Annotated in this window: 12 protein-coding genes; all 12 read left to right on the top strand. The window is 76.2% G+C overall.

Translation table 11 applies throughout. The features are described from left to right. Window positions 1-54: 54 nt before the first annotated feature. The 12 genes from EDD28_RS03140 to EDD28_RS03085 all read left to right on the top strand — a co-directional run bounded on the left by EDD28_RS03140 (window position 55) and on the right by EDD28_RS03085 (window position 13,957). Window positions 55-1,659, top strand: a complete 1,605-nt coding sequence (locus tag EDD28_RS03140; protein ID WP_123738291.1) for a hypothetical protein — start codon at window positions 55-57, stop codon at window positions 1,657-1,659. After that, window positions 1,632-2,615, top strand: a complete 984-nt coding sequence (locus tag EDD28_RS03135) for an RDD family protein (protein ID WP_123738290.1) — start codon at window positions 1,632-1,634, stop codon at window positions 2,613-2,615. The genes EDD28_RS03140 and EDD28_RS03135 overlap by 28 nt, the downstream gene beginning before the upstream one ends. A gap of 38 nt (window positions 2,616-2,653) precedes the next feature. Further along, complete coding sequence (locus EDD28_RS17120) at window positions 2,654-3,988, top strand: EsaB/YukD family protein (RefSeq protein ID WP_170169329.1); 1,335 nt, start codon at window positions 2,654-2,656, stop codon at window positions 3,986-3,988. Further along, window positions 3,988-5,514, top strand: coding sequence for a type VII secretion protein EccB (locus tag EDD28_RS03125; RefSeq protein WP_170169328.1), 1,527 nt, complete (start codon window positions 3,988-3,990; stop codon window positions 5,512-5,514). Before EDD28_RS17120 ends, EDD28_RS03125 begins: the two co-directional genes overlap by 1 nt. Continuing rightward, complete coding sequence (locus EDD28_RS03120) at window positions 5,511-6,788, top strand: S8 family serine peptidase (RefSeq protein WP_148059531.1); 1,278 nt, start codon at window positions 5,511-5,513, stop codon at window positions 6,786-6,788. Before EDD28_RS03125 ends, EDD28_RS03120 begins: the two co-directional genes overlap by 4 nt. A gap of 192 nt (window positions 6,789-6,980) precedes the next feature. After that, window positions 6,981-7,292: a WXG100 family type VII secretion target gene (locus EDD28_RS03115; RefSeq protein WP_123738287.1), complete on the top strand. Its 312-nt coding sequence runs from the start codon at window positions 6,981-6,983 to the stop codon at window positions 7,290-7,292. 25 nt (window positions 7,293-7,317) lie between these two features. Continuing rightward, window positions 7,318-7,602, top strand: coding sequence for a WXG100 family type VII secretion target (locus tag EDD28_RS03110; protein WP_123738286.1), 285 nt, complete (start codon window positions 7,318-7,320; stop codon window positions 7,600-7,602). A gap of 184 nt (window positions 7,603-7,786) precedes the next feature. Next, window positions 7,787-8,260 (top strand): hypothetical protein, encoded by a 474-nt coding sequence (locus tag EDD28_RS03105; protein ID WP_123738285.1) that lies wholly within the window; start codon window positions 7,787-7,789, stop codon window positions 8,258-8,260. Further along, window positions 8,260-9,801 (top strand): hypothetical protein, encoded by a 1,542-nt coding sequence (locus tag EDD28_RS03100; protein ID WP_123738284.1) that lies wholly within the window; start codon window positions 8,260-8,262, stop codon window positions 9,799-9,801. The genes EDD28_RS03105 and EDD28_RS03100 overlap by 1 nt, the downstream gene beginning before the upstream one ends. Further along, window positions 9,798-11,216, top strand: a complete 1,419-nt coding sequence (locus EDD28_RS03095) for a S8 family serine peptidase (protein WP_123738283.1) — start codon at window positions 9,798-9,800, stop codon at window positions 11,214-11,216. Before EDD28_RS03100 ends, EDD28_RS03095 begins: the two co-directional genes overlap by 4 nt. An 81-nt stretch (window positions 11,217-11,297) precedes the next feature. Next, the gene (locus EDD28_RS03090) at window positions 11,298-11,585 is read left to right on the top strand and encodes a type VII secretion target (protein ID WP_170169327.1); all 288 of its coding nucleotides are present in this window, start codon (window positions 11,298-11,300) and stop codon (window positions 11,583-11,585) included. Next, window positions 11,585-13,957 carry a DUF6571 family protein gene (locus tag EDD28_RS03085; protein ID WP_123738281.1) on the top strand — a complete coding sequence of 791 codons (2,373 nt, stop codon included), beginning with the start codon at window positions 11,585-11,587 and terminating at the stop codon, window positions 13,955-13,957. The genes EDD28_RS03090 and EDD28_RS03085 overlap by 1 nt, the downstream gene beginning before the upstream one ends. Window positions 13,958-13,966: the final 9 nt, after the last annotated feature.

Here is a 13,966-nt window from a genome sequence, read left to right as displayed (position 1 = left end):
CCCCACTAGACTCACCGTGCCACTCGTACGCGCCTGGGGCAGGAAGGGGCACCGGTGGGACCGCAGTCGACGCAGGGCCTGTCCCTCTCCCTGCTCGAGCGCGGCGACCGCCGCGACGTGCTCGTGCCCGTCGGGGCCCGCGCCGCCGACGTCGCGCGGGCGCTCGCCGCCCGCGAGCTGCTGCTGCCCGACGGCACCCCGCTGGACTCCCGCGCCGTCCTCTCCGACGTCGTCCCGCCCGGCCAGGTGCTCGTGCTGCGGGGAGCTCCGACCCACCCGGGCGACCCGGCCGACCCGGGCGACGCCGCGGACCGTGCCGCGGACGCCGGCCGGCCCCCGGGCGCGACGGGGCCGAGGACGCGCGCCGAGCTGCGCGCCGGCCGCGCGGCGACCCGGACCGGCCGGGGGGCCCGCGGCGCCTCCGCCGGGTGGACGCCCGCCGCGGGGAGCGCCGGTGCCGTCCGCGACACGCGCCCCGGCGTCGCCCGGGCGGGCACCGCCGCGGTGCCGGAGCCGACCCGGTCGACGCTGGTCGCCGCGTGGAGCGCCGCGGCCCTGCTCGCGACGGGGGTCGCGCTGCGCGTGCTCGCGCTCGTCCTGCCCGGCGACGGCGGCACCGGTCTCGCCGCCGGGTCCGCGGCCCCGATGCCGGCCGTGGTCGGCATCGGCGTGGCCGCCGTCCTGGCCGCGCTGGTCCCGGCGCCGGGGCTGCCGGTCGGCACGGACGATGCCGCCCGCCCGGCGCACGTCGTCCGCGCGGGCGTCGCCGACGCCGTCACCTCGGCGGTCTGGCTGCTCGGCGCGCTGGCCGGCCTGCTCGCCGCCGATGCCGCCGGCGTCGCCGGCGTGTCCCTCCCGGTGACGCTCGGGCTCGTCGCGGCCTGCGTCGTCACCGCCGTCCGGCTCGCGCGGATCCGGGAGAGCACCGCGCAGCCGCTGGCCGGCCTCCTCCTCGCCGTCACGGCGCTCCTGGCGCTCGCGGGCGTCGTCGCGCTCGAGCTGCGCGAGGTCTACCCGGCCGCGGTCGTCCTCGGCGCGCTGCCCGTCGCGCTGCGCGCGCTGCCGTCGTGGAGCTTCGACGTGCCCGACGGCGTGCTGCTCGACCCCGAGCCGGCGCAGCGCACCGCGATGGCCGTGCGCGTCCGGCCGACCGTCTCGCCGGCGAGCGTGCGGCGCTCGACCGTCGAGCGCAGCGTCCTCGACGCCCGCTCCCGGGCCCGGTGGTCGGGCCTCGTCCTCGCGGTCTGCGGGGCCGCGCTGGTCGTCGCGACCGCGCTGCGGGAGCCCGGCGACCTCTGGGAGACGCTCGGTACCGGCCTGCTCCTGCTCGCCGTCCTCACGGCGGCGGCGCTGCTGCCGCGGGGCCGGCGCGGCGGCGTCGAGCGCGCGGCGCTCCGCTCGCTCGCGGTGCTGACGCTGCTCGTCTCGGGGGCCTGGCTGCTCGGTCGCGGCGTCCCCGGGGTCTGGCTGGCCGGCGGCGCCGCGACCCTCGCCGTGGTCGCGATCGCCTCCGGCGTCGGGATCGGCCGCGGCTGGCGGTCGGTCCGGTGGTCGCGCGCGGCCGACCTGGTCGAGTCCCTCGCGGTGGCGTGGGCCCCCGCGCTCGGTCTTCTCGCGGGAGGGGTGGTCGCATGGATGCGCCTGCTGGCGTCCGGGTGAGGTCGGGGCGGCGCGCGGCCGGCGCGCGCCCCACCGCGCACCGGCTGCTGCTCGAGGACGGCGACGGCGCGACGTTCGCCGCGTCCGCCGGCCGGCGGCTCGGCGGGTACGCGGTCGACGGGGTCGCGGTCCTCGCGCCGAGCCTCGCCGCGCTGCTGCTCCTGCGCAGCCCGGCCCTGGCGCTCACGGTCGGCGTCGAGCTCGTCCTCGTCCTCGCGCTGTGGGAGGCCCGCACGGGTCGCACCCTCGGCAAGCTCCTCCTCGGCCTGCGCGCCGCCCGCGTCGACGCCCCCGTCGCACCGGGGCTCGGCCGCAGCCTCGCGCGCGCCGTCCTCGTCGTCGGCGCCCAGCTCACTGCTGTGACGGTCCCGCTGCTGTGGTTCCTCGGCGTCGACCGGCGCGGTCAGGCGGGGCACGACCGGATCGCCGGGACGCGCGTGGCGACGCGTCGCCCGCCCCGTCCCCCGCGACCGCGGGGCGACGCAGCCGCGCCCGGTGCGGCCGCCGCGGGGGCGGGCACCGTCGGTGCGGCCGCCGTCGGCGCCGGTGCGTCGGTCGCGACGGGTCATCCCGGCGGTGTCCGGCTGGGCAGCGGCGACTCGCCCGAGGCGACCACGGCCCAGATCCCCGTCGTGGCCTCGGTCACGCTCGTCCTCCCGGACGGACAGCGGCTCACCCTCGTGCGCGACGCGGTCGTCGGCCGCGCGCCGGAGCCGCTCCAGCGCGGTCAGGAGGCGCTCGTCCTCGCGGACGCGACGAACTCGGTCTCGCGCAGCCACGCGCTGCTGCGGCTGCGCGGCGGTCAGCTCTGGGTCGAGGACCTCGGCTCGGCGAACGGGACGACGCTGGTGCGCCCCGACGGGCACGTGCACTGGGTGGAACGCGGCGAGTCCAGCAGGGTGGAGCCCGGGATGCGGATCGGGTTGGGACAGATGATCGTGACGGTGGAGCTGTGAGCGACGTGGGTGGAGCTGTGACGAGTACCAACGACCTGGTGAGGCTCACGGTCGTCGGCGGCCGGCGCCGGCTCGACCTGTCCGTGCCGTCGGCCGTGGCCGTCGCCGAGCTGCTGCCGGCCCTCGCCCGGCGCCTCGGCCTGCTCGACCCCGCGCTCGCGCACTCCGAGCTGCGCCCGACGACGGCCGGCGGCCTCGTGCTCGCGACCGACCGGAGCCTCGGCGACCAGGGCGTGCGCGACGGCGACGTCCTCACGCTCGTCGTCGACGCCGACCCCGGGGCCGTCCCGCGATACGACGACATCGTCGAGGCCGTCGCCGACGTCGTGGAGAGCGCGACGCCCGCGTGGACGCCGGCGGACGGCGCCCGGACCGCAGTCGGCGCGGCCACCGCGCTGCTCGTCACCGGGGCCGGCCTCGTCGTCCTGTCCGACCTCGGCGCGGCGGCCGCCGCCGCGATCGTCGGGTCGGCCGCGCTCCTCGCGCTGCTCGCCGCCGTCGTCCTCGACCGCGCCGACGCGCCCCGCGGGGCCGGCGCCGTCATCGGCGTGGTCGGGTGCTTCCTCGCGGGGCTGGCCGGCTACCTCGGGCTCGGCGGACCGACGGACCTCGCGCCGGGATCGGGCAGCCCGGCCGCGCTCGGCGTCGGGGCCGGCGTCGCCGCGCTGGCCGCCGGCATCCTCGCCGCGAGCGTGCGGACGCTGCGCCAGGCCGCGGCCGTTCCCGCCGTCGTCGCGCTCGCCGCCGCGGTGGTCGCCGGAGCCGGGACGTTCGGTGCCGCGCCCACCCGGATCGCGACCGTCACGGCGTTCGCGCTGCTGGGCTGCGCGCCGCTGGTCCTGCCCTGGCTGGCGCTCGCCGCCACCCCGATCCGCGTCCTGTCCCCGCGCGAGGACGCCGAGATCCTGGCCGAGCCGCCGGTCATCGACCCGGCGCTCGTCCGGCTCCAGCTCCTCCAGGGCCACTGGCTGCTCGTGTCGCTGCGGATCGGCGCCGGGATCGCGCTGCTCGGGCTCACGCCCAGCGTGGTCGGCACCGGGTGGCCCGGTGTCGCGCTCGCCCTCGTCGTCTACCTCGCCGTGCTGCTCGACGTGCGGGACAGCGCCTCGCGCGCCGACGTCGCCACCGGCGTCGTCGTCGGGGTCGTCGGCGTGCTCACGACCGCCGTCGTCGTCGCGCTCGTCGCGCCGGCCTGGACCGCGGCCCTCATGGTGACGCTCCTGGTCGCGGGCGTCGCCGTCCTGGTGCTCGCGCTGCTACGCACGGAGCGCCACGTGCGGCTCGAGCGCGTCGCGGACGTCGCCCGCGGGGTGCTGCTCGCCGCGGTCCCGCTGCTCGGCGTCGTCGCGGCCGGCGGCGGAGGGGTTCTGTAGTGGCGACGAAGAAGGAGCTGCTCGAGGCGCAGTCGTTCTCGCGTCGCCGGCTGCTGACGGCGTTCACCTCGGGCGCGCCCGGCGGTCGCGAGCTCGAGCCGGCCACCCCGCTGCGCGGCCTCGTCGCCGGCATCGTCCTCGCCGCGCTCGTCGTCGCCGGATCGTTCGCGGCCGGGCTGTTCAACCGCGCGCTGCCCGACGGCTGGGACAACGGCGCGATCATCCTCGTCAAGGACAACGCCGCGCGCTACGTGAGCGTCGACGGCAGCCTCGTCCCCGTGCCGAACATGGCGAGCGCGCGGCTGCTCGCCCCGGCCGACGCCCCGATCATCACGGTCGCCGCGGACAAGGTCTCCTCGGTCGAGCGGCTCGGCCAGGTCGGCATCCTGACGGCGCCGGACTCCCTTCCCGCCCCGGCGAACCTCGTGACGGACGGGTGGCAGGCGTGCCTCGCGCAGGACGGGACGACCTCCGTCGCGGTGCTCTCCGGCGCGGTCGGACCGGGGGCCGCCGCCTCGCCGGCCGCGTCGTCGACGCGCCCGCCGGGGCCGGTCGACGATGCGGCCGACGACGCCCCGCCGCCCGAGGGCGAGGTGAGCGCGCTCGTGCGCGTCGCCGACTCGCTCTACCTCGTGCAGGGGACCCGCCGGCACCTGATCCCCGAGACCGATCACACGCTCGGCGTGCTGCGCGCGCTCGGCTACGTCCCGCAGGACGCGCGGCCGGCCGAGGCCGGCTGGCTCGCGCTGCTGGAGGAGGGCAGCGACCTCGACCCGTTCGAGGTCGCCGACGCCGGCTCCCCGGTGCCGGGCGACCTGGCCGACGTGCCCGGCGTCGTGGTCGGCAGCGTCGTCGTGCCCGACGGCGCGAGCGCGGCCTACGTCGTGACGGCGGACGGCGAGCTGGCGCGCCTCGACCCGTTCGCGCGCGAGCTGTACCGCACCGGACCCGGTGGGCTGCTCGGCGAGGAGGTGGTGCCGGCGGCGGTGCTGTCGTCGGTGCCGGACGTGCTGCCGGACGACTCGCCCGTGCCGCGGGACTGGCCCGTCGCGGTCGTCCCGCCGACCGACGACGGCGCCTGTCTCGTGCTCGACCGGTCGTCCTTCACGTCGGTGCTCCTGCCCGGCCCGAGCCCGGCCGTCGGCGGCGTCTACGTCTCGCCGGGCGCCGGAGCGCTCGCGACGTTCGCCGCGACGCCGGACTCGACGGCGGGCGTGCTGCGCCTCGTGGACGAGAACGGCGTCGCGTTCCCGATCGAGGGCTCGGCCGAGGTGACGCTCGCCGAGACGCTGCGCCGCCTGTTCGGGACGACGCCGGGGGCCGAGCCGGTCACCGTGCCGTACGCGTGGGGCGACCTGTTCCCGTCGGGACCGGTGCTGTCCGTCGACGCGGCGGCGCTCCCGGCCGGCGTCGCCGCCGACCCCTCGGCGGGTCCGACCGCGTCCGCGTCGGTCTCCCCGTCCGCGTCGCCCTCGCCCACCGCGTCGCCCACCGCGTCCGGCGACCCGTCGGACGGCGCGGGATGAGCAGCCGCGCCGGATCGGCACGGCTCGCGGGACTCGTCGGGGCCGGGGCGATCCTCGGCTCGCTCCTCGCGACCGGACCCGCCCTCGCGCCGCTGCCGGCGCCGCCCGCCGCCGCCGGGACGCAGCCCGCGCAGTGCGAGGACGGGGCGGGGCTCGTGGCCGAGCCCACGTGGAACGTCGAGGCGCTCGACCTCGCGGGAGCGCACCGGCTCGCGACGGGTGCCGGGGTGCGCGTGGCCGTCGTCGACTCCGGCGTCGCCGCCGACGGCCCGCACCTGGAGGGGGCGGTCCTGCCGGGCGTCGACGTCGTCGGGGCCGACGCCGAGGTGACCGACGGGCGAGCGGACGCCTACGACCACGGCACCGCCGTCGCGACCCTCCTCGCCGGCCGCGCGACCGAGGGGTCGGGGTTGATCGGCGTCGCCCCCGACGCCCTCGTCATCCCGATCCGCGTGTACTACGCCGTCGGGGACGACGCGGAGCGGCGGGGCGTCGAGCTCACCGAGGCGAGGCTCGCCGCCGGCATCAGGGCCGCGATCGACGCCGACGCGGACGTCGTGGTCGTCGCCGTCTCCTCCTACCGCGACGATCCGGCGGTCCGGGCGGCGGTCGAGGCGGCCGAGGCGGCCGGCGCGCTCGTCGTCGCGAGCATGGGCAACGTCACGCGGGACGCCGCCGAGGTCGACCGGCCGCGCTATCCGGCCGCCTACCCGGGTGTGCTGGCCGTCGCCGGCATCGGGGAGGGCTGGCAGGACGGCGGCGGTCACGTGGGGGAGCACGCCGACCTGGCCGGACCGGGGATCGCCGTCCTCGCCGGCCTTCCCAACGGCTCCGACTGCGTCGTCGGGGAGGCCGGGAGCTCGACGAGCTGGGCGACGGCCCAGGTCGCCGGCGCCGCGGCCCTCCTGGTCGAGCGGTTCCCCGACGAGGGGCCGGAGATGCTGGCCTACCGGCTGACGGCGACGGCCGCCCGCCCGGACCCCGACGGCTGGTCCGAGGCGACCGGGTGGGGACTCGTGCAGCCGCGTGCCGCGCTCGAGCTGGTCGACGACGGGAGCCGGCGCGGAGTCGACTCCCCGCGGGTGGTCCGACCGTCGATCGACCCGGTCGCGGTGGAACCTGTCAAGGTGATCCCCGTCACAGATCCGTGGGTCGACACGCGCCGCACCGTCGCCTGGTGGGCGGTGGCCGGCGCGGCCGCGCTCCTGGCCGTCGTCATCACGGGATCGCGCAGGTCAGGGCGGGTCGTCGACCGTCCCGGACGCCGTTCCTGAGGGCCTCGGGAGCGCCTCGTCGCGGCCCGGCCGCGGGTGTCGAAGGCGCAGAACATGCGATTTACCCACATCGGCGCGCCGGCGTCAAGGGGCTGTTAGGTGAAGTTCGGCGCGTCCAGTCTCCGTGCTACGTTGTTGACCACATCGGTGGCGCCCCGGTCCGAGGCGCCCACGAACCCGGAAGGGGTGGGTATGGCTGAGAACGTTCGTGTAGCAGAAGGCGCCATCCAGCGGGGGGCCGACATCGTGTCCTCCTCCCGCGTGGAGCTGCGTCGTGAGCTGGACGCCCTGCAGGGGCGCCTCGCCTCGCTGCCGTCGCGGTGGAAGGGGCTCGGCTCGGTCGCCTTCACGTCGCTGATGGAGCGGTGGCAGGGGGACGCGACCCGGATCATCGCGGCGCTCGACGAGTTCGAGGCGCAGCTCCTCGGCTCGCAGAAGTCCTACGACGAGTCCGACGAGGCGGCCCAGGTCTCGATGAACACCCTCACCGCTCGGCTCGGCTGAGCGACGGACCGGAAGGAACAGACACATGCCTGAACTCGCATTCGACCCGGCCTCCATCGCGACGGCCTCGGGCGACATCAGCACGGGTGCCAGCGGCGTGCGCCGCATCCTCGACGACATGGACGCCCAGCTCGCGCCGCTGCGCGAGACCTGGACCGGTGAGGCGTCGAGCGCCTACACGGCCGCGCAGTCGAAGTGGAACGCCGCCATCGCGGACATGAACCTGCTCCTGCAGGACATCAGCCGCGCGGTGGGCGACGGCGGTCAGAACTACGACGCGACGGAGCGGAAGAACACCGCACGCTGGTGATCTGAGGTTCTGACCGGGCCGGCGCCCTCGGGTGCCGGCCCGGTTCTGTCGCAACCGGGGTGGCGCGGCCGCCTCAGGTTGCGTATTGTTCGTCGGTTCGGCTGCCGCCGTCGGGGTGGCGCGTCGAGCACGACGGGATCCCGGGGGGATCCGCGGTGATCAGGACGGATGGCAAGGGGAGGACATGGTGTTCACAACGGTGACGCCGGAGCGGGTCACGCAGCTCGTCGGCCGGCTCGACGACCTCGTGGCGCGGTTCGACTCGCAGCTGGCGGCGCTCGCGCCGGTGCGGGTCCAGCAGGGGTCGGGCGTGTGGTCGGAGTTCTCGCCTGCGGCGAGCTTCGGCTGGAACGTCTCCGCCGCCGTCGGCTCGGCCATCCTCGACGTCGAGGCGTCCCGGGAGCAGGTGCGCACCCTGGCCGAGAACCTCCGGCTGACGCTGTCCTCCGTCCTCGCGACCGACGAGTCGGTCCAGGAGTCGTTCGCCGCGATCCAGGCACGCCTGGACGCGCCCCCCACGACGACGGTGCTCGAGTGCACCGCCAACGACCTTCTCGGCACCTACGACGCGCCGACCGCGCAGGTGCCCGGCTCCGCGGCCGAGGCCCCCGAGGTGGTCCGCGTGCCCGAGGCCGACACCGACGAGGGTGAGGGCTGATGGGTCAGTACACCGACCTGCTGCGCAGCGTCGCCGATGCCGCCGACGGCGGCGCCGACAGCCGTCTGCGCGACCGCGACCGGCTCAAGGAGCTGCACGCGACGCTCGGCGAGATGATGGACGTCATCTCCGACGCCGCCGCCGACGTCGGGCACGAGGGACCGGCCGCGCTGAACGCCCAGGACGCGTTCGTCAGCTACCGCGCGCGGCTGTCGACGATCCAGAGCAGCGTCGTCGCGCTGCACGATGCGCTCGGCACGGCCGACACCGCGATGAAGACGGCGCGGGACGCGCACGCGGCGCTCCCGTCCAGCGGTCTCAGCCCCGCGGAGAACGCGCTCGTCCGAACGGCCATGACGACGGGCGTGGTCGGCGCCGCGACGGGCATGGTGCCGGTCGCCGGCGTCGGTGTGGTGACCGCTGGCGTCGCGTCGTTCATCTTCGCCCAGCGCGCCGAGGCCGAGCGCGAGGACGCGGCGCTCGCGGCGCTCCAGACGCTGCAGGGGAGCCTGCCGGGCGTGGCGTGGGACAGGGGTGCTCTCGACGACGGGCAGTCGGAGCCCACGGGCGACGGCGTCGAGTCCTCGGGTCCGTCGCCGCAGTGGTCGCCGAGCACGGGGACCAGCTCCGGGGTGACGGCGGGCGCCATCGGTGCCACCGGACCGGCCGTCGCGGCGTACGTCCCGACGGGATCGCGTCCGACGGGTTCCAGCGGCGACGGGACGCAGACCGGGCGCCTGGAGCCGATCGCGGGCTCCGACGGTGCGGGCGCGCGGCCGGGTGCCGTGGGGCCGTCGCCGGCTCCGATCGGGGCGGGCGGGCGCATCTCGCCCGACGGCCTCCTGCCGAGCGGGACCGGTGGGGCGCCGGCGGCGGCGGGTGGCCTCGGTGTCGGGGCCGGCAGCGGCTCGGGGACCACGGGGGTCTTCACGGGGCCCGGTGCCGGTTCGACGGGCGCCGCGGCCGGCGGTCTCGGGACCGCGGCCGGTGGCCTTCTGCTGGGGCGTTCGGTCCTGGGCTCGATGAGCGCGGTCGCCGGCGGCACGGGCTCGATGCTCGGGGCCAGCGGGGCGACCCTTGGCGCGGCGGGCGGCTCCGGAGCGCCCGGTATCGGCGCCCCGGGCGTCACGCAGACGGCGGCCGGTGCGCGGCCGGGTGCGATCGGCGCCGGGTCGCGGGCGGGTGCGGCCGGCTACGGCGGCGGAGCCAGCACGGGCTCGGCCGGTGCGGGATCGCGTGCCGGCACCGCCGGCGGCTCGGCCCTCAGCACGCGTAGCGGGCTCGGTACCGGGCCGGGGTCCTCGTCGTCGTCCGGCTCGGCCGGGAACGGCGCCGCGGCCGGCGGTCGCGGCAGCGGCATGATGCCCGGGGGCTCGGCCGCGGGTGGTCGGGGTGAGGAGAAGCGTCGCGAGCGTCGCGGTCTCGCTCTCGCGGCCGCGCCCGAGATCGAGGACGTCGCACCCGAGCTGGACGACGTCGCCCTGGCCGGGAGCCGCGGCGAGACGTTCGACCCGATCGAGCTGGGGGACGACTCCTGGTGACCGCGGGGCGCTCGTCGCGAGCGTCGCGACGACTCGCCGCGACGGCGGTCCTGGCGGTCGGCGCGCTGCTCGCCGCCGTGGGCGCCGCCCCGGCGGCCGCCGCTCCGACGGACCCGGGGCTGTGGTACGCCGACGTGCTCCGGCTCGACCAGGTGCACGCGGTGACGCGGGGCGAGGGCGTGACCATCGCCGTGATCGACAGCGCGATCAACCCGGCCCAGCCCGAGCTCACCGGGGCCGACCTGGAACCGTATCCGGACAGCCTGTGCCGCCTGGCCAGCCCCGACATGCTGGGGGACGCGCCGGTGACGACGAACGACAGCGCCGGGTTCCACGGGACCGCGGTGGACATGCTCCTGGTCGGGAACGGGGTCGGCCCCGGCGGGGCGCCGGGGGTGCGGGGGATCGCGCCGGGGATCCGGCTGCTGCACTACGCCAACTCGATGAGCGCGACCGGTACCGAGCTGTGCAGCTTCGGTCAGGCCGTGGCACTCGGGATCGATCTGGCGGTGGAGGCGGGCGCGGACATCATCTCGCTGTCCCAGGGGTCCTACTCCGATGCCGCCAAGTACACCGGTGAGATCGCCGACTGGGACACCGTCATGCAGTATCCCGACAGCCGGGCGGAGGTGGAGGCCCTCGTGCGGGCGCAGCAGGCGGGGGTGATCGTGGTCGCCGGGCACGACAACGCGACCGATGGGCCGCCGCCGTTCGTCGGGATCCCCTCGGGGGTGAACGGTGTGGTCGGCGTCGAGGAGTACGGGCCCGACGGCGTGGACCAGCCGCAGTACACCGGGCCCGAGGTGGGTCTGGTCGGGCCGGGGACGGACATCCTCACCTACCGGGCGAGCTTCCTCGAGGAGGTATGGACCGAGCAGCAGCTGAGCTCGGGCACCTCGTTCGCGACGCCTCTGGTGTCGGGGACGATCGCGCTGGGGATGGCGGCGTGGCCGGACGCGACGCCGAACCAGATCCTCCAGCTCGTCGCGTCGACGGCGACCCCGGTGACGGGTGCACAGGGCGAGCACACGAACGACTCCGGGTTCGGCCTGGTCGACCCGCTGGCGGTGGTGACGACGGACCCGAGCGGTCTGCCGGACGTGAACCCGTTCCTGCGCGCGGACGGGTTCCCGGCCGCGGAGGAGATCCTGGCCGGAGGCGAGAGCCCGACGACCGACCCCACCGCGGACCCCTCGGCGGCCGCCTCGCCCGAGGAGAGCGACGCCCCGGCGTCCGCCGACCCGGGTGGGACCGACGAGCCGGCCGCGAGCGAGTCGCCGGCCGTGACCGGTCCCTCCGGCCCGGGCGCGCTGCCGATCGTCCTCGGCGCTCTCGCGCTCGTCGTGGCCGTCGGCGTCGTCGTCCTGGTTCTGACGCGGCGTCGCGCGAGACCGGGGAGCGGGTCGGATGCGTGACCGCGCCGGGCGACACCTCGCCCGCGCCGCCCGTGCCATCCGCGCCGCTCGCTCGACCACTCGATCCGAGGGAGGCCACTCGTGGGAACGGTGAACACGGCGGAGCTGCGCGCCGCCGCCACCAAGCTCGACTCCGCGTCGGAGACGATCGGGGCCAACGTCCCCGCGCTCTCGGGTGTCGGGACGGCGCTGCCCGGGAGCACGAGCGCGGGCGCCGCGACCTCGCTGGACTCGGCGTGGAGCACGGCGTTCGAGGGCCTCGGTGAGCGCGTGAGCGCGAGCGCGACGAGCTACCGCGCGTGCGCCGACGCCTGGGACGCCACGGACCAGACGGTCGCGGACTCCCTCGACGACGACGGGGAGGGCTGATGGCGACGCTGGAGGACGTCCGGTCCTGGGAGCCCGGGACGCTGTCATCGGCGGCCGACACGCTCGTCGCCGCCCGCACCAAGCTCGTGCACGGCAGCGACGACCTCGTCGACGGCCGTCCGCCGGCGAGCTGGACGACGGCCGACGCGACCCCCGCGGCGACCGAGATCGCGTCGATCGAGTCGAGCCTCGCCACGCAGGTGGCGGAGATCTCGACGGTGGTCTCGGCGCTGGACGCCGCGTCGTCGTCGATCGCCACCGCCAAGAACGACATCGAGGCGGCGCTGGGCCAGGCGTCGGCGAACGGCATCACGGTCGACCTCACGACCGGCGCGGTCACCTCCACCAGGACGTTCACGCAGGAGCAGGAGGCGGAGCGGCAGGACCTCCAGCGGATCGTCGACGACGTCGCGGCCCAGCTCACCTCCGCCCTGGAGGCGGCGACGACGGCGGACGCGGACCTCAGCGCGGTCCTGACGTCGGCCGCGACGACCGACGACGCGGCCGGGCCCTCGCTCGAGGCGATCGACGCGTTCCTCGACCTGCCGCCGGGAAAGAAGGTCGACTACCTGCTCGACCACCCCGAGCTGGCCGAGGGCCTGCTCCCGTACGCGAGCGACGACGTCAAGGACGAGGTCGGCCGCGAGCTCGGCGAGCGGTTCGACGCGATCGGCCGCGACCCCCGGCAGACGATGCTCCAGGACCCGGAGACGCTCGCGCGGTACACCGCCTACCTCGAGGGCTTCGGCGGGGACGGGACGGTCATGGCTGCGTTGTACACGCGGCTCGGACCGGACGGGCTGACGGCGGCGCTCGGCACGATCGGCGACTCGATGCTCAACTCGGCCTACTCCGAGGAACAGGCGGACCTCGCGGTCAGGCTGCGGGACGGGCTCGGGGTCGCGTCGACGTCGGACGGGTTCGACGGCGAGAGGTTCGGGCGGGACCTCGTCCGCTACGCCGCACCGTCGGGACGCTCGCCGCTGTCCGAGGACGAGCTGCGCCTGTTCGATGACGCCTACCCGTACGCGGGATCCGACCCGTCCGTCCTCGACTTCCTCATGCGGGACGGCGACTACTCGGGCCAGCTCGTGCGGGGCGTCGCGGACGAGCTGGACGCGTTCGAGCGCGCGGACCCGATGTCGGCGCAGACGTGGTACTCCCACGGCGCCTCGCCCCTCGGCACGATCGGTCTCGGGCCCGACGAGTGGGCGCGGCCGACGGATCCGATGGCCGCCGTCATGGGGCAGCTCGGCAGGCACCCGGAGGAGGCGCTGCGGTTCTTCGATCCGCCCAGCCCGTACTGCACGGCCGACGTCGACGTCGACGCGCAGTCGCGGGCGCAGTACTACTTCGCCGAGCGCGACTGGCGCAGCGACGGGTACGAGGGCGTCTCCCAGGCGGTGCACGCGATCGGCACCGACCCCGACCTGCGGGCCGCCGAGCCCGGTCGGACCGCGATGACCGTCTCGCGCTTCTTCGACGAGATCACGGACAACGATCACTTCACCGCGGACGACGCGAAGCCCGCCTCGCCGATCATCGGCGACCTCATGAAGCACTACATGCCGTCGCTGCAGTCCTCGATCAACGCTCCGGACTCGGGTCCGGACACGATCGACTTCGACCGGGACCAGTACCTCCCGGAGCTCCTCGACCAGCCGCAGCTGGACGACGCGGCTGGCCGGTCCCTGCTCGCGGTCGCCATGGCGTCCGACGAGGGGATGGCCCGCGTCGCCGAGGGCTTCGCCGGCTATCGGCAGATGCTCTTCAACTCCTTCGCTGGTGCGGGCCTCGACGTCCGCGCCGACGGCGAGGTGCTGCGCAACTACATGGAGAGCGCCGCGACCCTGGAGGGGCACGTCCAGAAGATCGCCGGCGACGCCGCGATCGACCGGGGGCGCGAGGTCGACGCGCAGATCGCGACCTTCACCGACCTGGTGTCGGATGCGGCCGGCTGGATCCCCGTCCCCGGCGCGGACGTGGTCGGGGACGTCGTCGGGACGGTCGGGAAGAACGCGTACACCTGGATGGTGAGCGAGGGGCGCTCGTGGTCCGTCAGCGAGATCAACGGGCTCGTGGCCGACAACGAGTCCACGGCGAGAGCCCTGGCCAACGAGGAGGCCCGGGTCGGTCAGGACAAGGTGTTCGTCTCGACCTACCTGGCGTTGGCTGAGGCCGGGATCGTCGACCTTCCGGCCGACTGGCGGGTCGGCGCCGACGGGGCTCCCGTGCAGGTCTCGGACATCACGGTCCAGCAGCTGCAGCAGTACCGCGCCGACGTGACCGGCGGCGGGGTCGCCTTCCTGAACGAGCAGAACCTGCTCGACGCCTACGGTCGTTCGTTCGAGACGTACTGGGCGGACAGGTGAGACGCGCGG

This window comes from Salana multivorans, assembly GCF_003751805.1.
Taxonomy (GTDB): domain Bacteria; phylum Actinomycetota; class Actinomycetes; order Actinomycetales; family Beutenbergiaceae; genus Salana; species Salana multivorans.
This window is presented reverse-complemented; position numbering and strand designations above follow the sequence as displayed.